Below are 23,986 nucleotides of genomic sequence, written 5' to 3' on the forward strand. Positions count from 1 at the left end.
CACTCTTTATCCTTGCTTGCCGCAAGTTGGCAGAGGTCAGCAACGCAAGCGTGATAGACGCTGCTGCCCCGGTGTTTCGCATACATGTCAAAACACCTTCGACCGGCAGTGCTTACGTATCACTGCCAGTTCCTCCTGCACGGCCTGTCAGATCACGTAGGCCGTGGTGACGTTTTCAACCCACAGAGGCGGATTAACGGGTTCATGTTCTTCAGCCTTTCAGTACTTAACCTTGAGGATCATCTCGGCTTAGTGATCTCGCCTCAATCCCCGTTGTCAGCGGGTTACATCACCCTGCGGGCATGCCGCAGGTCACTGCCGCTCAGGTTCTCCACCGTCACACCCGGTGGGATTGTTGGGTTTCTCATCGTGAGTTACCGGTTCAATATTCCAGACAGACTCGCGGTTCATTTAAGCATCCATGCCCGCCCTGAACTCCGGGCACACTATAGGTCACATCACCGCACCACACCTGATTTGGCTCGGTCACGGCGAACTGCCGTTCAAGGTAGTTAGGGATAGCAACATGTTCATGACCACCACGTTTATACCGGTGAGTCGGCTGCTGACAGCTGACCAGCCCCAGCTCTTTCATGAGCCTGCCAGCAAGCCAGCGTCCCATCTGGTAGCCTCTCCGGGTTGCCATTGTGGCAATGCTTCTTCCTCCGGCCGAACCGTGGCTGATGCCATGTAGCTCAAGTACCTGACTGCGTAATACAGCCCGTCTGCCGTCTGGTTTTTCAGGACGGTTTTTCCAGTATCTGTAGCTGCTGCGATGAACCCCGAACACATGGCAGAGTGTGGCCACAGGATAATGCGCTCTGAGTTTCCCGATTATCGAGAACTGTTCAGGGAGTCTGACATCAAGAGCGCGGTTGTAGATTCAATCTGTCAATGCAACACCCCTTTCAATTATCTCTTTCGGTGTTTTGAACTTCAGTGTCTTTCTCGGTCTGTTGTTTAGCTGAGCAGCAACCAGATCTAGTTCATGTTGAGTATATTGGGCAAGACATGTCTTTTTAGGAAAGTACTGCCGAATTAGCCCATTTGTGTTCTCATTTGTTCCCCGCTGCCAAGGACTCTGAGGATCGCAGAAGTAAACTTTAACGCCGGTGCTGACAGTAAATTCTAGATGTCTGGCCAGTTCCATTCCTCTGTCCCATGTCAGTGATTTTCTGAGTTCTGACGGTAAACTCAGGAATTTGTCGGTAAGAGCCTGATTTACTGAGACAGAATCTTTGCCCCTGAGTCTGAGGATGATCGTATAACGTGATTTTCGGTCTACAAGTGTGGCTATATGAGAGTTTTTTGTACCTGAGACTAAATCGCCCTCCCAATGCCCCAGAGAGCGTCTGTTATCGATATTTCGGGAACGTTCGTGAATTGGTGTTCCGTTCACTATGTTAATCGTACCTCTTTCGCCTTTGCGGGTATGACGCCTGCCATGGCGAAGGCTATGCGACCGTCGCAGATGCTGTATATTCAGGTGGTGTAGCGCTTCACGGCTACGAAAGTACAGCGTTTTATAAATTGTCTCAGGTGATATTCGCAGCGTTTTTTGACGTGGTTTTGTTCGCCTTAACCATCCTGATATTTGCTCTGGAGACCATTTCATCTCCAGCTTTTCCAGAACAAGCTTTCGCAATGGTAAATTTTGATCCAGTAAGCACGGTTTTGGCCTTTTCGCCATTCTGTTGGCTCGGTTATTAGCATCAACAGCTTTGTAATAGCGTCTGCCCCGATTACGCTGAACTTCACGTGAGATCGTCGAAGGACTGCGATTCAGCGCAGTAGCTATCGCACGAATGCTCATTTTGGCTGACAAACCAGCTCGTATCTCCTCGCGCTCAGACAGTGTCAGGTGAGCTACAGCCCGCTTACGCTCATGGGGTTTTATGCCGCCAGTATCCCTTAACATAGTGAAGATCGTTCCGGGTTTTGAACCCAGGATATTCGCTATTTCACTGAAGCCTGTTCCGTTCTTCCATAGTTCAAAAACAGAGGCTTTTTCCTCTGCTGTAAATGTTCGTCTCATTCAAAAAACCTCCGCAACCCCATGTTTTCACATAACTGTTGCGTTGACCAATTGAATCTACAGTAGCCTTTTTTAATATCGTATTTTGCTCCTCCAGACGGCGAACCTGCTTTTCCAGCTCGCGGATACGTTGCTGGTCTGGAGTAATGGGTGTGGCAGAGGGCGTAATCCCCTGGCGCTCTCTCCTGAGCTGGCGTACCCAGCTCTCAAGCGTAGTAGAACCCACATTCATCGCTTCACTGGCCTGTCGATATGAGTAGCCCTTATCAACAATCAGCTGTGCACATTCCAGCCTGAACTCAGGGGTGAAACTACGTTTGGTTTTCTTGTTCATTAAGTCACCTGTTTTGTGTTGAGGTGAGAATATCACCTTTAATCAGGTGGCCAAATTTACTGTGCCACTACAAGCCACCTTATATTCACCAGCAGGTTTTTCATCAGTGAAATGGCGCGTCCCACAGAGAGAATTTCAATAAACAGGTTAAGGTCGTTTTGTTTCAGGTAGTTCAGGAAGTCTGGCTCACTGAGACTTTCCCCTGCCTCCTCGTAAAAGCAGGCAATCGCTTCCATGTTATTCATGTAGGTGCTGATTGCGGCGTACTCGTGTCCTTCCATCTGTTCAAGGATGACCCTGACAGACTGCATCCGGTCGGTCAGTTTCGCATGTATGTCTGCATATTTAGCCTGACGGGGATTTATTTCACTCATTATTACTGTCGCCTGTAAATAACCGGCACAGTGCGAACACCATGCCGGGAGATTATGGCTGACAAAACGGGAACGACAGGATCCCGCTGTTGTCGGGGGTCAGAAGGTTTCCCAGTTCTCGCTGGCGTGTTGTTCCGTTTCACGAACGGACTTTACCGCTTTAACCTTACTCTGCGGGCTGGTGTTGCTGATTGTCGGTACTATGGTATTTTTTCGTTCAGCATCGCGTTTTTTATTATCACGGAGACGAAATACGCTCACCTTCTCCTGCAGAATCCGTGACTGATTCTGCAACGAAGCGGCAGTGGCTGCAGACTGTTCCACCAGAGCTGCATTTTGTTGGGTGGTGCTGTCTATCTGGCCCATGGCGCTGTTAATCTGGGCAATACCATCTCCCTGCTCACGACTGGCCTTGGCTATTTCCTCAATCAGCCCTTCCATGCTCTGGACGTTACTGATGATATCCTCCATTTCCCTGTCTGCTTTTTCAACCAGGGTACGGCCGGATGCAATGCGGGAAACGGAGTCATCAATGAGCTCTTTTATTTCCCGCGCGGCAGAAGCACTGCGCTGAGCCAGATTACGAACCTCTCCGGCCACAACCGCAAATCCACGGCCGGACTCGCCGGCGCGTGCGGCTTCCACGGCAGCATTAAGCGCGAGAATGTTGGTCTGGAAGGCAATCCCGTCGATGACCTGGATGATGGCTGTCATTTCAGACGAGGTGTCGTAAATCTCCTGCATCCGGGAAGACACCTCACTCATGACCACTCCATTCTGTTTCACAATGGCCGTTGTTTCTGTCACAAACTGGTAAACCTGTGCTGTATTGCCGGCAGTATTGTTTATGGTGGCCGTCAGTTGTTCCAGAGTGGCCGCCGTCTGTTCCACACCGGCAGCCTGCTCTTCGGTGCGGGCTGACAGGTCTGTATTACCACTGCTGATTTCTGCTGCAGTCAGCGCAATATTGTCCGCTCCCTGACGTACTTCCCGGACGGTGTTACTCAGACTCCCGCACATATCACGCAGTGCCTGCATCAGTTGCCCCAGCTGGTCCTGTGAGTCCACTTTAATCTCCACACACAGGTTACCTTCCGCCACTTCCCGGGCAATCCGGACGGCTGAAATCAACGGACTGGTAATGCTTCTGGTGATCAGCCATGCCAGCACACCTCCCAGAAGAAGCGCCATACACCCAGTGATGATCAGTGTCAGTATGGCTGCCGTACCATTATCAGCGATAACTTCACCCGCTTTATCTATGCTTGTTTTTTCGTATTCCACCAGTGCCTGCAGACTGGCCATGTAGTCATTTATGATCGGTAATTGCTGTGACCGAATGAAGCGGTTCAGGGCTTCACGGTCCCCCTGCTCACTGATCTGAAGAGCTTTTACCAGGGTATCTGCATACACCTGACGCTTTTCACCAATGGTTTTCAGCAGCTTAATACCCTGCTCTGAAGTAAGCTCCCTGTTAAATTTATCCTGCAGTATATCCACGCGAGCACGGGTTTTCTCTATCCGCTGCTGTGCATATGTCCTGATATCCGGGTCCCCCGACGTCAGCAGAACCAGTCCAAGCGCACCGTTTGATTCAATACCGGTCTGCCATTCATTCGCCATACGCTCCTGCAGAAGATAATTATTCATCACGCGTTCGGTGGAAGTGAGCATAGAGTTCAGGTACCCCACTCCGGTCACTGTCATGATCATGATAAGAACCAGAATTAGGCTGAAGCTGCCAGCCAGCCTGATACCCACACTAAAGTCTTTGATTTTCATTTTATTACCCGTGAATGAAGCTGGTTATTTCGGACCCCGGTGTCCCTGACAAATAACTGGTGCCTCCAGACTTATTTATGAGGAATCATATTTTGATTAACGAGATCTGTTATCGGTATCAGTGTGCCTGAATGGAGTATGTCAGACACGACCACTTAATACCCCGAAGCGTCCTGCCAAAAAAGACCAGACGGTGAGGGCTGGTCTGAAATCTGACAATGTCTATGGGGTCTACCGTTGCGTAGATCACAACGTTAATAAGATTATCGGCAACAGTCCGGTAAACTTTAACGGCACTGTTGCAAATAGTCGGTGGTGATAAACTTATCATCCCCTTTTGCTGATGGAGCTGCACATGAACCCATTCAAAGGCCGGCATTTTCAGCGTGACATCATTCTGTGGGCCGTACGCTGGTACTGCAAATACGGCATCAGTTACCGTGAGCTGCAGGAGATGCTGGCTGAACGCGGAGTGAATGTCGATCACTCCACGATTTACCGCTGGGTTCAGCGTTATGCGCCTGAAATGGAAAAACGGCTGCGCTGGTACTGGCGTAACCCTTCCGATCTTTGCCCGTGGCACATGGATGAAACCTACGTGAAGGTCAATGGCCGCTGGGCGTATCTGTACCGGGCCGTCGACAGCCGGGGCCGCACTGTCGATTTTTATCTCTCCTCCCGTCGTAACAGCAAAGCTGCATACCGGTTTCTGGGTAAAATCCTCAACAACGTGAAGAAGTGGCAGATCCCGCGATTCATCAACACGGATAAAGCGCCCGCCTATGGTCGCGCGCTTGCTCTGCTCAAACGCGAAGGCCGGTGCCCGTCTGACGTTGAACACCGACAGATTAAGTACCGGAACAACGTGATTGAATGCGATCATGGCAAACTGAAACGGATAATCGGCGCCACGCTGGGATTTAAATCCATGAAGACGGCTTACGCCACCATCAAAGGTATTGAGGTGATGCGTGCACTACGCAAAGGCCAGGCCTCAGCATTTTATTATGGTGATCCCCTGGGCGAAATGCGCCTGGTAAGCAGAGTTTTTGAAATGTAAGGCCTTTGAATAAGACAAAAGGCTGCCTCATCGCTAACTTTGCAACAGTGCCCAGAGGATTTCTTCGCCATTCTCGGCATCCCGCTAAAACAGGTTTACCGGGAACGCGCCAGGCTGCTTAAGGCCAACCCGGAAGAAATCATATCCTCCGGGGATGTCCGGTTAATCGCTATCAAGGTTGAGAACTGGACGCGTAAGGCCGCTGCCGGGTTAGCCAGGATGAAAGCGAAGCGTGAAGTGGCTCGCCAGCGCAAACAGGAATACTACTCCCTAACCTTTGCCTGATCCCCGCCTACTACCGCCTTAGCTGGCGGGGATTCTGCACGTCTGCAATAAACCTCAGTACAAAAAACAGCCTTAACGAATGGAAGGGACTTCCCCTGGATATGCGCCTGATTAACTCTTGTGCAATCATGGGGTAAACATAGCCCCGGAGGGATTCGTTATGACCATCACGACTGTCGGTATCGCTCTTGCTAAAAATGTGTTCGCTGTTCACTGCGTTGACCAACACGGTAAAACTGTTCTGGTTAAACCCAAAGTATCGCGTGCTGCCCTTCCTGAGCTGATTGCCAGTTTACCTCCCTGTGTTATCGGGATGGAGGCATGCTCCGGGGCTCACTACTGGGCAAGGTTGTTTCGGCAATATGGTCATGAACCACGGCTGATGGCTGCTAAATTTGTATCTCCTTACCGCATGGCCGGTAAATCAGGCAAAAATGATGCAGCTGATGCTCAGGCTATCTGTGAAGCAGTTCGTCGCCCGCATATGCGGTTTGTACCAGTGAAGGATGAGAGCCAGCAGGCGATGCAATGCCTACACCGTATCAGACAGGGTTTTATCGAAGAGAAAACAGCAACATATAACCGATTGAGAGGTTTGATATCGGAATTCGGTGTCATCGCCCCACAAAGTACAGATGCCCTGCGTCACATGGTTTCTGAGCAGAAGAGTTCTTTGCCACTTCAGGTTCAACAATGTGTTAATGACCTGCTGGAACACATTGATCGTATTGAAGATAATATTACTGAATATGACCGGATTTTGTCCCGCATGGCAAAAACAGATCACCGCAGCCAGCGATTGATGGAACTGAAAGGGATTGGTCCCACAACGGCCTGTGCGCTGGTCGCCAGTATCGGTAATGCACACGATTTTAAAAATGGGCGACAACTGGCAGCCTGGCTGGGACTAACGCCATCGCAGTACAGCAGTGGTGGGAAATCAAAGCTTGGCAGGATAACTAAAGCTGGCGATTCGTATCTGCGAACGCTACTGGTTCAGGGGGCTCGTTCGGTTCTGATTGGTGCCGAGAAAAGGACTGATTTATTCAGTCGTTGGGTCTGTTCACTGGTCGATCGCAGAGGATACTGGCGTGCCGTTGTAGCCATCGCCGCCAAAAACGCAAGGCTGTGCTGGGCATCATTGCATTACGGTGATGATTTCAGGCTGTACTCAGCCAGCTAAAGCACGAAACAAAATAACCATCTGACCTGCAATTCGTTGATGATAAAGGGTTAGACCCCGTGAGGCCTATCTGGCTATTGTACAGGATATACGTATCCGCTTAACGAACAAGAACCTCACGCGCGTCTTTCATCAGGGTCCGAATCGATGACGATTCATCATGGCCGTTTATAGTACCGCAGTCTCTCCCCTTTATTTTTACTGAAGAGCAGACAGAAACCATAAACACCGGCGTTGACACGCCGGGGAAGCCCTTATAGTACAATAATTTTCGAAATCCAACCCATCCCGCCTACAGGAATGACGGATTTTTCGGCGGTTCCGGCGTAGACCCACCACAACTGCTGTATAGCTTGTGGGTAAGTGATAATGAAGTGCAAACGAGATGGCGCAAATACTCTTTTGGTTTATCTTTTAATTACTTACGTATTAAAAGATAAACCAAAAAAAATAAAAGACATTACTGTTATCCCCTTTAAAAAGTGGATAACCGAACAGCATCGGCGCGAGCGCCTCAAAAGTAGCTCCCCACGCTAAAGCGCGGGGCATTCAGAACGGAATCCCTCGATGGCTAACAGCTCGCCTGTTAGCCATCGAGGGATTGGACAAATCCGGCCACGCCGGATACGTCAGCAAATATCGCTGAAGAATTAGCTTACACGCTCGTAAGCGGCTCTTACGACCCGCTAACGAGGAGATACGCCCCAACTGCGGCTTCGCCTTGTTGTGACCACTCCGACCGCGCACAAAAGCCTCTGAGCCGCTTTTAGCGGAATATGGCTTTGCAGGGTGAAGGGATGGATAGGCGATCCCTTTCGATCCCTCACTGGTATCGGCGGCTAACCCTCGGTGCTACCTGTCATTTCATCCTGCCGCCTTACATGCGCTAACGCGCATAAATCCCCGTTCCTCAGTGGAACGAAAACTCACGCTAACAGGGTAGTGACCGGGTAGCCACGATAACTGCCAACAAAATTAGCTTATAGGTTAATTCTACCTTGTCTGAAATTAGCCTATAGGTTAATATTAATAGAAATGGGAGGTCACATGTTTAGCGTTGTTTATCACCCGGAAGCCAGGGAAGAAGCCACAGCATTACCCGTAAAAATCAGGGTGAAGTTTGACCGTCTCATCGGCAAACTGGAGTATGACGCCCGATTACTGCGGGAGCCGGACACGAAGCCCCTGGGCGATGGACTTTTTGAGATCCGCACGATGGGGACGGACATAGCCAGGGGAATCTGGGTATACCACAAAGGCAATACCATCATCATGCTCCGTGTTTTCATCAAGAAGTCACAGAAAACGCCAGCGAAAGAAATCGATCTCGCCAAAAAGCGGTTAGCGGAGGTACTTAATGAAACTGGTAAGCCATAAAGAACTGCATAACGAGTGGATGCAGGACGATGAATATCGCGCTGCATGGCAGGAAGAAGAACGTAAGGAAAAGCTCAGGGAGCTGCTTGCTGAATGGCGCAAGCATGACAACCTGACAAAAGCGCAGGTTGCTGAACGCATGGGGGTTACACCTCCGGTTATTTCTCGCCTGGAAAACAACATCACCAAAGCCAGCATCGACACACTGACCCGCTACGCTCACGCCTGCGGCATCAAGAAACCTGTCATTGCCCTGTACTGAATAGCCAGCCCTCCGGGGCTGGCCTTTTTGTTTCGGTCAGTCCCAAAATTTTGTTAAGGAAGGTGCGAACAAGTTCCTGATATGAGATCATCATATTCATCCGGAGCACATCCCAGATGGACATCATGAGCCATCAACTCACCTTCGCCGATAGTGAATTCAGCACTAAGCGCCGTCAGACCCGAAAAGAGATTTTCCTCTCCCGCATGGAGCAGATTCTGCCATGGCAGAATATGACCGCTGTCATCGAGCCGTTTTATCCCAAGGCGGGCAATGGCCGACGGCCCTATCCGCTGGAGACCATGCTGCGTATTCACCGCATGCAGCATTGGTACAACCTGAGCGACGGTGCCATGGAAGATGCCCTGTACGAAATCGCCTCCATGCGCCTGTTTGCCCGATTATCCCTGGATAGCGCCCTGCCGGATCGCACCACCATCATGAATTTCCGCCACCTGCTCGAGCTGCATCAACTGGCCCGTCAATTGTTCAAGACCATCAATCGCTGGCTGGCCGAAGCAGGCGTCATGATGACCCAAGGCACTTTGGTGGATGCCACCATCATTGAGGCACCCAGCTCTACCAAGAACAAAGAGCAGCAACGCGATCCGGAGATGCATCAGACCAAGAAAGGCAATCAGTGGCACTTTGGCATGAAGGCCCACATTGGTGTCGATGCCAAGAGTGGCCTGACCCACAGCCTAGTCACCACCGCGGCCAACGAGCATGACCTCAATCAGCTGGGTAATCTGCTTCATGGAGAGGAGCAATTTGTCTCAGCCGATGCCGGCTACCAAGGAGCGCCACAGCGCGAGGAGCTGGCCGAGGTGGATGTGGACTGGCTGATCGCCGAGCGTCCCGGCAGGGTAAAAACCTTGAAGCAGCATCCGCGCAATAACAAAACGGCCATCAACATCGAATACATGAAAGCCAGCATCCGTGCCAGGGTGGAGCACCCGTTTCGCATCATCAAGCGGCAGTTCGGCTTCGTGAAAGCCAGATACAAGGGGCTGCTGAAAAACGATAACCAACTGGCGATGTTATTCACGCTGGCCAACCTGTTTCGGGCGGACCAAATGATACGTCAGTGGGAGAGATCTCACTAAAAACTGGGGATAACGCCTTAAATGGCGAAGAAACGGTCTAAATAGGCTGATTCAAGGCATTTACGGGAGAAAAAATCGGCTCAAACATGAAGAAATGAAATGACTGAGTCAGCCGAGAAGAATTTCCCCGCTTATTCGCACCTTCCCTAAAAATATCCCCTTCCTGGCGGTGGATAACCCGGCGGATTCTGCTGTGGAAGCCGTACGTGCGCTACGAACCAGTCTGCATTTCGCTATGATGGAGACTGAGAATAACATTCTGATGATCACCGGTGCGACGCCAGACAGTGGTAAAACATTTGTCAGTTCAACTCTGGCAGCGGTGATCGCCCAGTCCGATCAAAAAGTGTTATTTATTGATGCCGACTTACGCCATGGTTATTCGCATAACCTGTTTACCGTGAGTAATGCACATGGCTTGTCGGAATATCTGGCAGGTAAAGATGAGCTCAACAAAGTGATCCAGCATTTTGGCAAAGGAGGCTTTGATGTGATTACTCGCGGTCAGATGCCACCTAACCCGTCTGAACTGCTGATGCGCGATCGGATGCGTCAATTACTGGAATGGGCGAACGACCATTACGATCTGGTGATTGTCGATACGCCGCCGATGCTGGCGGTGAGCGATGCTGCGGTCGTGGGGCGCTCTGTCGGCACCAGCCTGCTGGTTGCGCGTTTTGGCCTGAACACCGCCAAAGAGGTGAGCTTGTCAATGCAGCGTCTGGAACAGGCAGGCGTCAATATTAAAGGCGCTATCCTCAATGGTGTGATTAAACGCGCCAGCACCGCTTACAGTTACGGCTATAACTATTACGGTTATAGTTACTCCGAGAAAGAGTAAAACTGAAGGTAAAGTGACCGGATGCGGCGTGAACTCCTTTTCCGGTCTACGCATTAGACAGTTCTTCGTTTGTCATCAGCCTCAGAGCATTCAGGTAGCTGAATGCTCTTTTTTATGCATTACAAACTGCACGCCGGTATGCGTGCTTCATTCACGATTTGCGTAAAACCGGCCAACGAACACATGCCCTGCGCATTTCGCTCTTCACATCCTGCCAGGGTCAGTTTCACCTCTCCGGGCGGCGTATTTAATGACAGCGGCGTTTTATCACGCATCTGCTGTAAAGTCTGGAAGACCAGCGAAACCTGAATCCACTGGCTGTTATCGCTTAGCCGACGCCAGCGTTCAAACACCAGTTCACCACCTGGCGGCGTGTTATCCGGCTGACCTGGAAGCGTCCAGTTGAGCTCCAGTGCGCCGCCGAGATTTGCCAGATTAGTATCGTGTCCGGCGATAAACAGCACTGAAGTGGGTAATATCACACCATACGCCTGTTTTTGCGGTGGATGGGGCGTCAACGCTGTCATGATCAAATCCAACAACGGGGTGGCGCGGCTGCGGGCAACCTCCGGCGTGCGTTGTAGTAAATAAAATTGCGCGTTATGCAAACTTAGCAACGTGTTCCACTGGTGTGAATCAGTGATCCTTCCCCACCCCGGCTCCGGCATTCCCTGTGCCTGTTGCAGGAGAAATATCTCCGTCAGCATTGATGCGAGGCTTACCGCACCGGTTAATGAGACATTGTCGGCGCTCACCTTGAGTTCCGATGGTAATGCCTGCGTTAATGAACAGCTTTCGTCCTGTTTCTCACGGTTAAGGCACAAGTTTGATTGCGGAAAATTAAGCACCCGTTCCAGTTCGCGAAACGCCGTTTGCCGATGCCCGGTAAAGTCAGCAATTGACCCTCCTGCCCTGCTGAGGATCGCGTCAGTCACGTTCGCGTTATCCAGTTGGCAAACGCCAGTTTTTAGAGGATTAAATAACGGATCGGGACTGGACGTATCTGCCTGGGTATGTACGGTTATTGCACAGTCAGGTGCCAGCCCGGCGGCGAAGGCTTCGCCTGTTTTACGGGTACGCTCGTCGACATCAGCAATAATCGCGACCTGACCAGGCTGCGGGCAGCCCTTTTTCGTCAGCAATCCGTCGGCTACCAGACGCTGGCGTTGGTAATGTCCGAGATAAGCGATTAGCTCACCACCGCGCGGTGTCAGCCAACCCAGTTTTACCGGCCAGGTTGGCCATGCGTCTGGGGTGACATCCTGCATCAGTTGCGTGGCCTTAGTTGGGGCACGCACACCATGACGACTGACAATCACCACACTTTCCAGCTTCAGCTCCGGCTCACTCTGAGCGAATGCAGATTGCGGGGTTAACGGAATCAGAAGAGATAAAAATGGGATCAAGATCGCTTTCATCGATATGTTTCCGCTTTTCATATCCGACATTATTGATTGCCTGATACGACGCTAATGCGCCGCATCAGACTTACGTTCGTTAACTTTTCAATCGCGGGTCCAGCCATACCAACACAAGGGTGGAGAGCGAACACATCAACAAAATGCCGACGAACCAAAGTAAATACCACATTGTTCCTGCTCCTTAGTACAGCTCGTTTTCGTTACGGCGGAGAGTTTCTGTCGTCATGCGCCCCCACATTTTGTAGTAGCTCCAGAGAGTGTAGAGCAACACAATGGGCAAAAATATCAGCACGATTACCAACATAATACTCAGCGTCAGCTGACTGGAAGTGCTGTCCCACAACGTCAGGCTGGAGATTGGACTCACGCTTGACGGCATGACAAAGGGGAACAGCGTGATACCTGCCGTGAAAATCACGCCAAATTGCATCAATGATGCCATCAAAAATCCCCAACCCGGGCGACCACGATAAATCGCCATCACCGTCAGCAATGGGCAGAAGAACCCCAGTAGCGGGAAGATCAACAAAACGGGCGACTCGACAAAATTATTCATCCAGGCACCAGGTAGCACTGCCACCAGTTTCATTAACGGATTGGAAGGACCGTTAGCATCCTGGGCGAGCAGTACAAAGCCATCAATACCGACCCACAGCCAGTAACCCGCCAGCAAAAAGCACAGCATCACCAACAGTGCAGCGCGTTTAGTCGCCAGCTGTGAACGCAGATGAATCACACCAACAGTTTTCAGTTGTAACCAGACGCCACCTTGCAAAATCACCATCCCAAGGCTGAGCAATCCGCACAATAAAGGGAATGGCGTCAGCAGTTGCCAGAAGCTGTCGAGATACTCCACGCGTAATTGCGGTGTGAAGGCAAACGGCACGCCGAGCAACAAGTTGCCGAAGGCGATACCGAAGACTACCGGCGGCACCAGACTGCCGATGACCAGACCGGCATCCCACATTTTACGCCAGCGTGCATCGGCGATTTTTCCGCGATAATCAAAGGCCAGCGGGCGGAAGAACAGCGAGCACAGCACCAGGATCATCGCCACATAAAAGCCGGAAAACGCCGCTGCATACACTCTGGGCCAGGCGGCAAATAATGCCCCACCTGCGAGGATCAACCAGACCTGATTGCCTTCCCAGTGCGCACCAACGCTATTAATCACTATCCGGCGTTCATCATCATTACGCGCCACCAGCGGCAGCAAACAGCCGATCCCCATGTCAAATCCGTCGGAGATCATAAAGACCACCAGGATCACGCCAATCAGCAGCCACCAGATGAAGCGCAATGTTTCATAATCAAACATGATTTTCTCCTTTACCCCTGTTGCTGCGTCGGTTGTTCACTCTGCATCGCGCTCGGCCCCAGACGGGCATATTTCTGCATCAGGTAGACTTCGGCGATTAAGAACAGGGTGTAAAGCCCTACGATCATGATCAGTGAGAAAGCCAGTTGTCCTGTGGTTAAGGCGGAGTGCGCGGAGTATGTCGGTAAGATGTCCTGTATCGCCCACGGCTGACGACCAAACTCGGTCATAAACCACCCGGCTTCAATCGCAATCCACGGCAACGGCAAACTCCAGAGCGCCATTTTCAGCACCCAGCGATGCTGGTCGATTTTGCCACGCAGCGTCTGGACAAGCGCAATCAGCATCACCAGTAGCAGCAGGGAACCACAGCCCACCATGATGCGGAAACTCCAGAATACCGGCGCAACCTGAGGTATTGCACCACGCATCGCCGCCTGGTACTGTGCGGCTGTGACATGATTCATATCCGGCGCATAGCGGGAGAGCAACATGCCGTAGCCCAGGTCACCTTCCAGTTCCCGGAATGCCTGCAACACATGCGGCTCACGATTGCCTTGCGATATTTCCTGCATTAACAGCCAGACCATACGTCCGCGTTGCAAGCGTGGGTAGGTTTCAGCCATCAAATTCTTCAGACCCGGCACGGGTTTATCTAATGAGTGAGTGGCGAGGATCCCTAGCAGCGCGGGAATTTTGATGGCAAAGGCGTTACGCTCTTGATCCTGTTCCGGCCAGGCAACCACATGGAACGGTGCAGGTGCAGGTTCCGTTTGCCACTCCCCTTCCATCGCCGCCAGTTTTACCGGTTGTACTTGCGCGACTTCATACGCAGAACTGTCTCCGAGTTGCAGCGTGCCAATAATCGCCAGAGTACCGAAGACGGAACCGATGGCAAACGAGCGTAATGCGACATCGCGCTCCCGTCCGCGCAGTAAATACCAGGCGCTGATCGCCATAATAAACATGGCCGAGATTTTGTTGTTCTTTTAGAGCCTGAGGTTTAGCGTAAGCGGGAGCCAGCCTGTAAATACCATCACCATCGGGGACGATTCTGTCGCCCAGACGATTAAGATCACGATACAAAGTACGCTCACTGATGTTGAATTCGTCCATCATCTTCTTACGTGATACAAAACCGTACTGGTAAAGTTCTGCAATAATAGCGGTCATTCTTTGTACCATTACCTCATGCCCGCTCATGCGCGTTCTCCTTGTAATTTTTCCTTGAGATTACCAGTTGCTACTGACAGGGCATGTCAGTAGCGACTGGAGGATCATGTTTTCATATCGGCAAATTTCTCACATAACTTAAGGAGATTAAGTCGAAAAGTCAGTTAATGGATTTTGCGGTCAATAACATAATCAGTCTCCTGCAGGCAGTCGCGAGTAGCCACTCAGAGGTGAAAGAACAACTGACGTGTCAAGGCTTCAAAAGCGGAGTATGCTGAGATTCAGTCGATTAGAGCCAGGCTGAAAAAATCTTTATAGACTTAGTTTGTTTTGCCTCAGGACTGACTGCAGCCAAACGAGCGTTCATCTCGGCTGTATGATCTTACCCAGCAATAGTGGACACGCGGCTAAGTGAGTAAACTCTCAGTCAGAGGTGACTCACATGACAAAAACAGTATCAACCAGTAAAAAACCCCGTAAACAGCATTCGCCTGAATTTCGCAGTGAAGCCCTGAAGCTTGCTGAACGCATCGGTGTTACTGCCGCAGCCCGTGAACTCAGCCTGTATGAATCACAGCTCTACAACTGGCGCAGTAAACAGCAAAATCAGCAGACGTCTTCTGAACGTGAACTGGAGATGTCTACCGAGATTGCACGTCTCAAACGCCAGCTGGCAGAACGGGATGAAGAGCTGGCTATCCTCCAAAAGGCCGCGACATACTTCGCGAAGCGCCTGAAATGAAGTATGTCTTTATTGAAAAACATCAGGCTGAGTTCAGCATCAAAGCAATGTGCCGCGTGCTCCGGGTGGCCCGCAGCGGCTGGTATACGTGGTGTCAGCGGCGGACAAGGATAAGCACGCGTCAGCAGTTCCGCCAACACTGCGACAGCGTTGTCCTCGCGGCTTTTACCCGGTCAAAACAGCGTTACGGTGCCCCACGCCTGACGGATGAACTGCGTGCTCAGGGTTACCCCTTTAACGTAAAAACCGTGGCGGCAAGCCTGCGCCGTCAGGGACTGAGGGCAAAGGCCTCCCGGAAGTTCAGCCCGGTCAGCTACCGCGCACACGGCCTGCCTGTGTCAGAAAATCTGTTGGAGCAGGATTTTTACGCCAGTGGCCCGAACCAGAAGTGGGCAGGAGACATCACGTACTTACGTACAGATGAAGGCTGGCTGTATCTGGCAGTGGTCATTGACCTGTGGTCACGTGCCGTTATTGGCTGGTCAATGTCGCCACGCATGACGGCGCAACTGGCCTGCGATGCCCTGCAGATGGCGCTGTGGCGGCGTAAGAGGCCCCGGAACGTTATCGTTCACACGGACCGTGGAGGCCAGTACTGTTCAGCAGATTATCAGGCGCAACTGAAGCGGCATAATCTGCGTGGAAGTATGAGCGCAAAAGGTTGCTGCTACGATAATGCCTGCGTGGAAAGCTTCTTTCATTCGCTGAAAGTGGAATGTATCCATGGAGAACACTTTATCAGCCGGGAAATAATGCGGGCAACGGTGTTTAATTATATCGAATGTGATTACAATCGGTGGCGGCGGCACAGTTGGTGTGGCGGCCTCAGTCCGGAACAATTTGAAAACAAGAACCTCGCTTAGGCCTGTGTCCATATTACGTGGGTAGGATCAGTATGACTTGGTGCGCTCCTTCGCAAAGTAGCTCAGACGGAAAGTGAGCTTATCGTAAACCGCACGATAGTCTGTGGCGTTGGCATCCAGATAATACAGGGGATTATCTGGGATGTGGACCAACGTTCGGTATTCGGGGTAAGGGCCTAGTTGCAAAGCGCTCAGCCAGGCTTCACGTATCAGGCTGGCTAATCCCGTTCCCCCTTCTCCATAGCTCCCAAGTCCATTGAATGTGTCTTTGTTCACGAAAAGTACCATGTGGTAATGGGACTTCTCGTTTATTTCTCCCACTTCCCGAACCCAGGCGTAACGCAACTGGCATGGGTAGCTCCTGATGCCATTCTTTATTTTATTTCGGTACCGAGCATCGATTTTTGCATTAAGCGATTCAATGAAACGGGATATCAGACCACTATTCCTATTACAGTTGTCATCAGGCAGACGTAGATCGACACGGACAGCCATTGTCCTTGGGTGTTGTGCTATAGCGTTATCAATTACACCCAGCATCCGTTGCAAATACGTTGTATTGAATGGGGCATGACGTTGGTCAAGATAAATATCATTAAGCATAATAGATTCCTGTGATCTGAATATCGGGCAGGACGGAACCTTACCCGCGATGGTTGAGGTAATTAGGTGGTATCAAATCTGGCTTATTGAGTTTGTGTTGGATGTTAGTTGGGTGATGCTGACTAAATTGCTTGGTGTGTATTGCGTAGGTGTGTATTACTGGAATATTGGGGTTTATGTACTGATATATATTAACAATCCGTCACGTATTAATACTCAACATTCAGGCCAGATACGGTTTGATATTTCATTGTGTTAAATTATTTACTCCGAAGTTAATGTCGTCTGAAAAAAATGATTAAGGGGTGGCTATAACTTATTTCAATCACGGTGCATGATCAGAGTGTCATTTAAAATTAAGCAGCAAAAAGGGCATGGAATTTGATAAACACAGTCCAAAATATTTAATTTCTGGAATCATTAATTTTAGCCTGCAACCACTCCTCCAGGTCGCTTTTTAACCAGCGAGAAGCTCTACCCATCTTAATGGGTTTCGGAAATACCCCTTCCTGTATCAACTTATAGAACCATTTATCACTCAGGCCAGTAAGGCGTGTGATAAACTTCATATCGATGAACTCATCTTCCATTAGTGCAGGTTTAGTTTTCATGCTGAGTGTCCCATTGCGAGAAGAGCACCGGAGCAGGCGATAACTAATTGTTCACGCCTTCTCCTCCACATGAATGGGGTGTGACGTAAAAAAAGATCTGGAAGGAGCAGTTGAGCTACCCAACTAAGAATGCATAGATACGGAAAACCTCGTGTAACGCTGTTCTCTGACCGTTACAATTTGACGGATGTCGAAACTTTGTAGAGTGCAATCATGAAAATTATTCAGAGTGGTGAGTTGATCAGTACTCTCCCCCAATTTACCAGAGGCAGAAAAATCACAGGAGGCAACCAGCCATTAATCACTTACTAATCAGTTAGTAATCACTACTTTATCATTAAAAAATCAGCAAAAAACCGGCTTTGTTGAATAAATCAGATTTCGGGTAAGTCTCCCCCGTAGCGGGTTGTGTTTTCAGGCAATACGCACGCTTTCAGGCATACCTGCTTTCGTCATTTTGTTCAGCGCTCGTACCAGGGCCATAGCCTCTGCAACCTGACCATCGTAGTCACGCAGTGTCAGTGAACCCCCGAACAGCTGTTTTACCCGGTACATCGCCGTTTCCGCTATCGAGCGACGGTTGTAATCTGTTGTCCATTTCCACCGCGCATTACTCCCGGTCATTCGCTGATTAGCCACTGCACGGTTACGGTCTGCATATTCACCGGGCCAGTAACCCGCACCTTTTCGGGGAGGGATAAGCGCGCTGATTTTCTTACGCCGCAGTTCATCGTGACATAGCCGGGTATCGTAAGCGCCATCGGCGGCGGCTGACCTGATTTTCCGGTGGGTTTGCCGGATTAACCCGGGGAAGGCCTCTGAGTCCGTAACGTTGTTCAGCGACAGGTCAGCGCAGATGATTTCATGTGTTTTACTGTCAACGGCGAGATGCAGCTTACGCCAGATACGGCGGCGTTCCTGGCCATGCTTTTTGACTTTCCACTCGCCTTCACCGAAGACCTTCAGCCCGGTGGAATCAATTACCAGGTGTGCGATTTCACCCCGGGTGGGCGTTTTGAAACTGACATTAACCGACTTTGCCCGCCTGCTGACACAGCTGTAATCCGGGCAGCGTAGCGGAACGTTCATCAGAGAAAAAATGGAATCAATAAAGCCCTGCGCAGCGCGCAGGGTCAGCCTGAATACGCGTTTAATGACCAGCACAGTCGTGATGGCAAGGTCAGAATAGCGCTGAGGTCTGCCTCGTGAAGAAGGTGTTGCTGACTCATACCAGGCCTGAATAGCTTCATCATCCAGCCAGAAAGTTATGGAGCCACGGTTGATGAGGGCTTTATTGTAGGTGGGCCAGTTGGTGATTTTGAACTTTTGCTTTGCCACGGAACGGTCTGCGTTGTCGGGAAGATACGTGATCTGATCCTTCAACTCAGCAAAAGTTCGATTTATTCAACAAAGCCCAAAAAACCAGTCAACAGTCACCTTGCAGATGCCAAATCATCATGGTTCATTTATACTTTTGAAAGCATCGGACAGATGTGATATCACACTGGAGGGTACATGCTTAGGTATGACGAAGTGAGAGAGGAGTTCTTTTCCCTTTACGTTCTGAGTCTGTATTACAACGAAGATTACATTAAGCAGGCGAGTAATTTCGACACGCCTGAGGAATTTCAAAAACTCATTAATCATATATTGAACACTAAATTCCTATTCAATAATGAAGCAATACAAAGTGCGCGTACTTACTTGAAAAAACAGTTCCATTACAAAATCATTGACAAAGAGAAGTTCGATTGTTTCAAAGGTTCTGATAGAGGATCGTGGTTTGCCTTAATGTATATATATAACAACAGAATCAGTCCTGAAACCTCCTCGAGCGTGAATATCTTTGCACAAGATAATATTTACAACCCGAACTCAACTCCTGCATCCTTTTTTGAATTTGAAAACATTGATGAAATTAAAAATTTCTCACTTGATGAAGTACAAGCCGAAATGCAGATGGGAATCTCCCCTAGCAATAAAGAAAAAAATAGAGATACACCTGAAAAATACTCGCGTAGATTTTATTTAACATCTGGCGCAGATCCCGACAACTACAGCCCGAATACAACATCCGAACAAGAACGCATTTGTACTTTGATGAGGTTTATTGATTTAGCTCCTGTAAGTTTAAGTCAGAAAATTTCTTATTTTCGTAAGTGGATTGGCCCCTATATTTCCATACACTTTTTATCACTTAACCCATGACTGGTTCGTCGCCGCAGATATTCCCGTGGCGAACGATACCCCAGTGCACTATGCGGATGCCATTCGTTGTAATGTTCGAAGGCCTCCGCAAGGTTCTTTACCGCTGTTAACCCGTCGGGTTTCGGCATGATGCTGATGTAATCGCGCTTCATCGTTTTCACGAAGCTCTCTGCCATCCCGTTGCTTTCCGGGCTACGTACCGCCGTATGTTTAGGCTCCAGTCCTACCATTCTGGCGAACTGACGCGTCTGATAAGAACGGTAGGCTGAACCGTTGTCTGTCAGCCACTCAACTGGGGATGTCGGCAGGCTGTTACCGAAGCGACGCTCCACGGCACCCAGCATGACGTCCTGCACGGTTTCACTGTCATATCCACCGTTACTGGCCGCCCAGTAAAGTGCCTCGCGATCGCAACAGTCCAGAGCGAACGTGACCCGCAGTTTTTCACCGTTATCACAGCTGAACTCGAAGCCGTCAGAGCACCACCGCTGGTTACTTTCTCCAACGGCCACTTTCCCTGTATGCGCCCGCTTCGATGGCGGTATTTCCGGTTTACGCTCAAGCAGCAGCGCATTCTGACGCATGATGCGGTATACGCGTTTGGCATTGATCACCGCCATGTCGTCAGTTTCTGATTGTCTGCGCAGCAGTGCCCATACCCGACGATAACCATAGGTGGGCAGATCGCCGATAACGGTATGGATACGGGCCAGCGCGTCAGTATCATCAGGCTTGCGCTTGCACCGACGATCCTGCCAGTCCTTCGACCGACGGGCCATGGCATGCAGTTGCGCACGTGAGACCCGGAGGCAACGACTGACAAGGCTTATTCGCCATCCTCCGGCAACAAGGGCACGTGCGCTATCCACTTTTTTTGTCGGCCATATTCAACGGCTTCTTTTAGCAGCTCGTTTTCCATGGTTTTCTTGCCCAACAGGCGCTGCAGCTCTTTAATTTGCTTCATCGCAGATGCCAGCTCCGACGCGGGCACAACCTGTTCTCCTGCGGCAACGGCTGTAAGGCTGCCTTCCTGATACTGCTTACGCCACAGGAACAGCTGACTGGCAGCAACGCCATGCTGACGGGCGACCAGCGACACGGTCATTCCGGGCTCAAAACTCTGCTGAACAATGGCGATTTTTTCCTGAACACTTCGCCGTCTGCGCTTCTCTGGACCTAAAACATCAATCATTCGGACTCCAACGACTAGTCTAAAAACTAGTATTAAGACTATCACTAACTTAAGTGATACCAACTGTCTGGAGATTCAGGGGGCCAGTCTAGTAAGTTGCATGATAAATGGCTAGAGCAATATAATACATTCCTTACTGATTATGACTGGCTAGATAAAAAAGATGAAAAGCAAGCTATCTATTGCTGGGAGTATCTGAGAAATAAAAATATGACCCCCTTTTATTTAAAACCATATAACACTGCAATGAGAATACAGATGATCATTGCATGCATGGATAGTTGGGACACTGGAGTTGAAGAAAAATATTTCTTTATTCAGAAAATGAAGCATGCTTGGCAGCAGGCTGTTTCATCACGTAAAAAAGACAAAAAGTAGATCAAGTTAATAATTTTCAGATATATATCATCCCTTTGAACATACCAGATTAACGGTGAAATCTCACGATTCTGCCGTTTTTGTATTATTTTTCAGAGGAGTAGTAATGAACAATTCTGAAGGATTGAAGCCGTTTCAGCAATCGCTCGCTGGTCTGCCACAGTGGGTGTCTGAACGTATATTGCAGCAGATAAATCAGTTAACCCGCTACGAGCCAGTGATCGGCATTATGGGTAAAACCGGTGTTGGGAAGAGCAGTCTGTGCAATGCCCTGTTTGCCGGAGATATATCACCGGTCAGCGATGTGGCTGCATGTACCCGTGAGCCACTGCGCTTTCGCCTGCAAGTCGGCGACCGCTATATGACGCTGGTGGACCTGCCAGGCGTGGGCGAAAGTGGTGCTCGCGATACCGAGTATGCTGCGATGTACCGCGAACAACTCCCCCGGCTCGACCTGGTTCTGTGGCTGATTAAGGCCGATGACCGGGCGCTGGCGGTGGATGAACATTTTTATCATCAGGTGATTGGAGAGGTATACCGGCATAAGGTGCTGTTTGTTATCAGCCAGTCGGATAAGGCCGAACCCACCAGCGGTGGGGGACCGTTGTCCACGGCGCAGAAGCAGAATATCAGCCGTAAAATCTGTCTGCTGCATGAGCTGTTCCAGCCCGTACATCCGGTGTGTGCCGTGTCGGTCCGTCTTCAGTGGGGACTGCGGGTGATGGCCGAGCGAATGATTAAGTGCCTGCCACGTGAGGCCACCAGCCCGGTGGTGTCGCAACTCCAGTCTTCCTTTCGCACGACGGTAGTCCGGGAACAGGCTCGTAGCGATTTTGGTGAAACCGTCGGGGCCGTACTCGATAGCATCAGTGCCTTTCCCCTGATACCCGCCCCGGTACGGGCTGTCATTCAGGCCGTGCGCACCACCGTGGTCTCTGTGGCCCGCGCCGTCTGGGATTTCTTCTTCTGAGTATTTAATCCATCCCTGTTATTTCCCTGACCCTGTCGCCGATGCGACGGGGATCCCCTTTATTTGTTTTCCCGTTATGAGGAGTCTGCTTATGACCCGTCTGGCTTCGCGCTTTGGCGCTGCAAACATTATTCGTCGTGACCGTCCGTTAACCCGCGAGGAGCTGTTTCGCGTGGTGCCCAGTGTGTTCAGCGAGGACAAACACGAGTCCCGTAGTGAACGCTACACCTATATACCCACCATCTCCTTGCTGGACAGCCTGCAGCGAGAAGGCTTCCAGCCATTCTTTGCCTGTCAGACCCGTGTGCGTGATCCGGAGCGTCGCGAACACACCAAGCATATGCTGCGTCTACGGCGTGAGGGACAGATAACCGGTAAGCAGGTGCCGGAAATAATCCTGCTCAACTCTCACGATGGCAGCAGTTCGTACCAGATGCTGCCGGGACTATTTCGTGCGGTTTGTCAGAACGGGCTCGTCTGCGGTGAGTCGTTTGGCGAGGTGCGGGTGCCACACAAGGGGGACGTGGTGAGTCAGGTGATTGAAGGCGCGTATGAGGTGCTGGGGATTTTTGACCGGGTGGAGGAGAAACGGGATGCCATGCAGTCGTTGCTGTTGCCACCCCCGGCACAGCAGGCACTGGCAAAAGCCGCCCTCACATACCGCTTTGGTGAAGACCACCAGCCGGTGACTGAATCGCAGATCCTCTCCCCTCGCCGCTGGCAGGATGAGAGCAATGACCTGTGGACCACGTACCAGCGTATTCAGGAGAACCTGATTAAGGGCGGGCTCAGTGGCCGTAATGCCAAAGGAGGACGGTCACATACCCGTGCCGTTCGCGGTATCGACGGGGACGTGAAACTTAACCGGGCACTGTGGGTGATGGCGGAAGCGATGCTCACGCAACTGCAGTGACCGTTTAATGTTGCCGCCTTGTTAATATCGGACACCACCTGTCCGCATCGCACCGTGCTGGCGGTCCTCACTCACTGAGTGAATGGCCTGTAACCCCCGCTGCCTCTGGCTTTTGCAGAAATGAAAAATAGTTTCTGTGATGTCCATACCCTGTCCGACCCCCTCTTTAAAGTAATCACATCATTTTCAGTCAGTTAACTTTCACGGAGAACGTCTCATGACACAGGCAGAACGCCGCCATGACCGGCTGGCTGTCAGGCTGTCACTGATAATCAGCCGTCTGGTGGCAGGGGAAACACTGAGTGTGCGTAAGCTGGCCGCTGAGTTTGGTGTGTCGGTGCGCACGCTGCGGCGTGATTTTCGTGAGCGGCTGATGTATCTGGACCTGGAGTATCAGTCCGGATATTGCCGCTTACGTACTGCGGGCAGTGAGACGCAGATGGTGCCCGACGTGCTTATCTTTGCCCACCGCAGCGGGATGGCCGGTCTTTTCCCTGGCTTTGACCGTCGTCTGGTAAACGCACTGCTGATGTGCGATGAGTCTCCCTGCGTAATCGCACCCGCCAGTCCGGCTCCTTCGCCATCAGGCGCATTGTCTTTCTGGCGACTGATTCAGGCCATTACCGGGCGCAGGCGGGTGACGCTGATTGCCGAGGGGCAGCGCTGTGAGCGGCTGGCTCCCTGCCGGTTACTCATCCACCAGCAGGCCTGGTATCTGGTGGCAGAGCACGACGGACATATCGCCGTATTCACCCTGAATGAAATCCATCTGGTTCAGCCCCTGCAGGAGTCTTTTCGCCGCAACGACAGTCTGTGCAGTCTGGTTGAAGACCCGGTGTTTATTCAGGCCTTACCCCATTTTCGCTTTATCCAGCAGTCGCTGCTTGCGTTTGTTCCGGCCGACAGCCCACCGGAATAGTGCAGGTCTATCTCAACTCATCCGCAGGGAGAGCCT

The 23,986-nt window shown here is 50.8% G+C and carries 22 protein-coding genes and 5 pseudogenes; 13 read left to right on the plus strand and 14 right to left on the minus strand.

Going from position 1 to position 23,986, the window contains the following annotated elements; all coding sequences use genetic code 11:
- Positions 1-448: 448 nt before the first annotated feature.
- The 5 genes and pseudogenes from HV314_RS19670 to HV314_RS19690 form a co-directional block, all read right to left on the minus strand.
- A pseudogene (locus HV314_RS19670) lies at positions 449-874 on the minus strand (IS3 family transposase); the annotation flags it as partial.
- Between the two features lie 9 nt (positions 875-883).
- Entirely contained in the window at positions 884-2,035 is a 1,152-nt protein-coding gene (locus tag HV314_RS19675) for an IS30-like element IS30 family transposase (protein ID WP_001254932.1), read from the minus strand.
- A 67-nt stretch (positions 2,036-2,102) separates the two neighbouring features.
- Positions 2,103-2,405 (minus strand): annotated as a pseudogene (locus HV314_RS19680) (transposase); the annotation flags it as partial.
- Positions 2,406-2,425: 20 nt separating this feature from the next.
- Positions 2,426-2,743: a hypothetical protein gene (locus HV314_RS19685; RefSeq protein WP_086550888.1), complete on the minus strand. Its 318-nt coding sequence runs from the start codon at positions 2,741-2,743 to the stop codon at positions 2,426-2,428.
- A gap of 99 nt (positions 2,744-2,842) precedes the next feature.
- Positions 2,843-4,525 (minus strand): methyl-accepting chemotaxis protein, encoded by a 1,683-nt coding sequence (locus HV314_RS19690; protein WP_103283513.1) that lies wholly within the window; start codon positions 4,523-4,525, stop codon positions 2,843-2,845.
- A gap of 355 nt (positions 4,526-4,880) precedes the next feature.
- Here HV314_RS19690 and HV314_RS19695 point away from each other — a divergent pair, with 355 nt between their 5' ends.
- The 7 genes and pseudogenes from HV314_RS19695 to HV314_RS19725 form a co-directional block, all read left to right on the plus strand.
- Positions 4,881-5,585: an IS6-like element IS26 family transposase gene (locus HV314_RS19695; RefSeq protein ID WP_001067855.1), complete on the plus strand. Its 705-nt coding sequence runs from the start codon at positions 4,881-4,883 to the stop codon at positions 5,583-5,585.
- Positions 5,586-5,624: 39 nt separating this feature from the next.
- Positions 5,625-5,870: a hypothetical protein gene (locus HV314_RS19700; protein WP_255467584.1), complete on the plus strand. Its 246-nt coding sequence runs from the start codon at positions 5,625-5,627 to the stop codon at positions 5,868-5,870.
- A 160-nt stretch (positions 5,871-6,030) separates the two neighbouring features.
- On the plus strand, positions 6,031-7,053 hold the full coding sequence (locus HV314_RS19705) for an IS110 family transposase (RefSeq protein WP_103283512.1): 1,023 nt from the start codon (positions 6,031-6,033) through the stop codon (positions 7,051-7,053).
- 1,047 nt (positions 7,054-8,100) lie between these two features.
- Positions 8,101-8,430: a type II toxin-antitoxin system RelE/ParE family toxin gene (locus HV314_RS19710; RefSeq protein ID WP_000493286.1), complete on the plus strand. Its 330-nt coding sequence runs from the start codon at positions 8,101-8,103 to the stop codon at positions 8,428-8,430.
- The gene (locus HV314_RS19715; RefSeq protein ID WP_000780222.1) at positions 8,411-8,692 is read left to right on the plus strand and encodes a helix-turn-helix domain-containing protein; all 282 of its coding nucleotides are present in this window, start codon (positions 8,411-8,413) and stop codon (positions 8,690-8,692) included. The genes HV314_RS19710 and HV314_RS19715 overlap by 20 nt, the downstream gene beginning before the upstream one ends.
- A gap of 125 nt (positions 8,693-8,817) precedes the next feature.
- Entirely contained in the window at positions 8,818-9,798 is a 981-nt protein-coding gene (locus tag HV314_RS19720) for an IS5-like element ISKpn26 family transposase (protein ID WP_032655735.1), read from the plus strand.
- A 148-nt stretch (positions 9,799-9,946) separates the two neighbouring features.
- Positions 9,947-10,639, plus strand: a pseudogene (locus tag HV314_RS19725) (polysaccharide biosynthesis tyrosine autokinase); the annotation flags it as partial.
- Positions 10,640-10,758: 119 nt separating this feature from the next.
- On the opposite strand, the gene appA reads toward HV314_RS19725, so the two are convergent.
- The 5 genes and pseudogenes from appA to HV314_RS27665 all read right to left on the minus strand — a co-directional run.
- A complete protein-coding gene (appA, locus tag HV314_RS19730; RefSeq protein WP_016239723.1) occupies positions 10,759-12,057 on the minus strand; it encodes a bifunctional acid phosphatase/4-phytase in 1,299 nt (432 codons plus the stop codon).
- A gap of 79 nt (positions 12,058-12,136) precedes the next feature.
- Positions 12,137-12,229: a cytochrome bd-II oxidase subunit CbdX gene (cbdX, locus tag HV314_RS19735; RefSeq protein ID WP_000270305.1), complete on the minus strand. Its 93-nt coding sequence runs from the start codon at positions 12,227-12,229 to the stop codon at positions 12,137-12,139.
- A gap of 12 nt (positions 12,230-12,241) precedes the next feature.
- On the minus strand, positions 12,242-13,378 hold the full coding sequence (gene appB, locus HV314_RS19740; RefSeq protein ID WP_032654819.1) for a cytochrome d ubiquinol oxidase subunit II: 1,137 nt from the start codon (positions 13,376-13,378) through the stop codon (positions 12,242-12,244).
- Positions 13,379-13,389: 11 nt separating this feature from the next.
- Positions 13,390-14,349 (minus strand): annotated as a pseudogene (locus HV314_RS19745) (cytochrome ubiquinol oxidase subunit I); the annotation flags it as partial.
- A 145-nt stretch (positions 14,350-14,494) separates the two neighbouring features.
- A pseudogene (locus HV314_RS27665) lies at positions 14,495-14,581 on the minus strand (hypothetical protein); the annotation flags it as partial.
- A 412-nt stretch (positions 14,582-14,993) separates the two neighbouring features.
- Between HV314_RS27665 and HV314_RS19750 the strand changes: the two are divergent.
- A protein-coding gene (locus HV314_RS19750; RefSeq protein ID WP_085947771.1) for an IS3-like element IS3 family transposase occupies positions 14,994-16,156 on the plus strand; the annotation gives its coding sequence in 2 pieces (ribosomal slippage) (positions 14,994-15,255 and positions 15,255-16,156; 1,164 coding nt in all).
- 27 nt (positions 16,157-16,183) lie between these two features.
- Here the strand turns inward: HV314_RS19750 and HV314_RS19755 are convergent.
- From HV314_RS19755 to HV314_RS19765, 3 genes are all read right to left on the minus strand, one after another.
- Complete coding sequence (locus HV314_RS19755) at positions 16,184-16,759, minus strand: inovirus Gp2 family protein (protein WP_181546510.1); 576 nt, start codon at positions 16,757-16,759, stop codon at positions 16,184-16,186.
- A 404-nt stretch (positions 16,760-17,163) separates the two neighbouring features.
- The gene (locus tag HV314_RS19760) at positions 17,164-17,370 is read right to left on the minus strand and encodes a helix-turn-helix transcriptional regulator (RefSeq protein WP_032654816.1); all 207 of its coding nucleotides are present in this window, start codon (positions 17,368-17,370) and stop codon (positions 17,164-17,166) included.
- Positions 17,371-17,784: 414 nt separating this feature from the next.
- Positions 17,785-18,708: an IS5-like element IS903B family transposase gene (locus HV314_RS19765; protein ID WP_001118619.1), complete on the minus strand. Its 924-nt coding sequence runs from the start codon at positions 18,706-18,708 to the stop codon at positions 17,785-17,787.
- Positions 18,709-18,885: 177 nt separating this feature from the next.
- Between HV314_RS19765 and HV314_RS19770 the strand changes: the two genes are divergently transcribed.
- Positions 18,886-19,578: a hypothetical protein gene (locus HV314_RS19770; protein ID WP_239006977.1), complete on the plus strand. Its 693-nt coding sequence runs from the start codon at positions 18,886-18,888 to the stop codon at positions 19,576-19,578.
- Here HV314_RS19770 and HV314_RS19775 read toward each other — a convergent pair.
- Positions 19,542-20,770, minus strand: a protein-coding gene (locus HV314_RS19775; protein ID WP_110129298.1) for an IS3-like element ISEc36 family transposase whose coding sequence is annotated in 2 segments (ribosomal slippage) — positions 19,542-20,455 and positions 20,455-20,770 — 1,230 coding nt in all. Because the reading frame shifts where the segments join, the coding sequence is not laid out codon by codon here. The genes HV314_RS19770 and HV314_RS19775 overlap by 37 nt on opposite strands.
- Before the next feature lie 96 nt (positions 20,771-20,866).
- Between HV314_RS19775 and HV314_RS19780 the strand changes: the two genes are divergently transcribed.
- The 4 genes from HV314_RS19780 to HV314_RS19795 all read left to right on the plus strand — a co-directional run bounded on the left by HV314_RS19780 (position 20,867) and on the right by HV314_RS19795 (position 23,950).
- Positions 20,867-21,148, plus strand: a complete 282-nt coding sequence (locus tag HV314_RS19780) for a hypothetical protein (protein WP_239006966.1) — start codon at positions 20,867-20,869, stop codon at positions 21,146-21,148.
- Positions 21,149-21,254: 106 nt separating this feature from the next.
- A complete protein-coding gene (locus tag HV314_RS19785; RefSeq protein ID WP_001548935.1) occupies positions 21,255-22,118 on the plus strand; it encodes a GTPase family protein in 864 nt (287 codons plus the stop codon).
- Positions 22,119-22,209: 91 nt separating this feature from the next.
- Entirely contained in the window at positions 22,210-23,031 is an 822-nt protein-coding gene (locus HV314_RS19790; protein ID WP_032654809.1) for a DUF932 domain-containing protein, read from the plus strand.
- Positions 23,032-23,248: 217 nt separating this feature from the next.
- A complete protein-coding gene (locus HV314_RS19795) occupies positions 23,249-23,950 on the plus strand; it encodes a DeoR family transcriptional regulator (RefSeq protein ID WP_008324530.1) in 702 nt (233 codons plus the stop codon).
- Positions 23,951-23,986: the final 36 nt, after the last annotated feature.

This window comes from Citrobacter sp. RHBSTW-00887 (assembly GCF_013728095.1).
GTDB lineage: Bacteria > Pseudomonadota > Gammaproteobacteria > Enterobacterales > Enterobacteriaceae > Citrobacter > Citrobacter braakii.

Bases quoted from the DNA above. Each gene is read 5' to 3' on its own strand.
- HV314_RS19675 (WP_001254932.1), bottom strand. From the start codon at position 2,035: ATGAGACGAACATTTACAGCAGAGGAAAAAGCCTCTGTTTTTGAACTA.
- HV314_RS19685 (WP_086550888.1), bottom strand. From the start codon at position 2,743: ATGAGTGAAATAAATCCCCGTCAGGCTAAATATGCAGACATACATGCG.
- HV314_RS19690 (WP_103283513.1), bottom strand. From the start codon at position 4,525: ATGAAAATCAAAGACTTTAGTGTGGGTATCAGGCTGGCTGGCAGCTTC.
- HV314_RS19695 (WP_001067855.1), top strand. From the start codon at position 4,881: ATGAACCCATTCAAAGGCCGGCATTTTCAGCGTGACATCATTCTGTGG.
- HV314_RS19705 (WP_103283512.1), top strand. From the start codon at position 6,031: ATGACCATCACGACTGTCGGTATCGCTCTTGCTAAAAATGTGTTCGCT.
- HV314_RS19710 (WP_000493286.1), top strand. From the start codon at position 8,101: ATGTTTAGCGTTGTTTATCACCCGGAAGCCAGGGAAGAAGCCACAGCA.
- HV314_RS19715 (WP_000780222.1), top strand. From the start codon at position 8,411: ATGAAACTGGTAAGCCATAAAGAACTGCATAACGAGTGGATGCAGGAC.
- HV314_RS19720 (WP_032655735.1), top strand. From the start codon at position 8,818: ATGAGCCATCAACTCACCTTCGCCGATAGTGAATTCAGCACTAAGCGC.
- appA (WP_016239723.1), bottom strand. From the start codon at position 12,057: ATGAAAGCGATCTTGATCCCATTTTTATCTCTTCTGATTCCGTTAACC.
- cbdX (WP_000270305.1), bottom strand. From the start codon at position 12,229: ATGTGGTATTTACTTTGGTTCGTCGGCATTTTGTTGATGTGTTCGCTC.
- appB (WP_032654819.1), bottom strand. From the start codon at position 13,378: ATGTTTGATTATGAAACATTGCGCTTCATCTGGTGGCTGCTGATTGGC.
- HV314_RS19755 (WP_181546510.1), bottom strand. From the start codon at position 16,759: ATGCTTAATGATATTTATCTTGACCAACGTCATGCCCCATTCAATACA.
- HV314_RS19760 (WP_032654816.1), bottom strand. From the start codon at position 17,370: ATGAAAACTAAACCTGCACTAATGGAAGATGAGTTCATCGATATGAAG.
- HV314_RS19770 (WP_239006977.1), top strand. From the start codon at position 18,886: ATGCTTAGGTATGACGAAGTGAGAGAGGAGTTCTTTTCCCTTTACGTT.
- HV314_RS19785 (WP_001548935.1), top strand. From the start codon at position 21,255: ATGAACAATTCTGAAGGATTGAAGCCGTTTCAGCAATCGCTCGCTGGT.
- HV314_RS19790 (WP_032654809.1), top strand. From the start codon at position 22,210: ATGACCCGTCTGGCTTCGCGCTTTGGCGCTGCAAACATTATTCGTCGT.
- HV314_RS19795 (WP_008324530.1), top strand. From the start codon at position 23,249: ATGACACAGGCAGAACGCCGCCATGACCGGCTGGCTGTCAGGCTGTCA.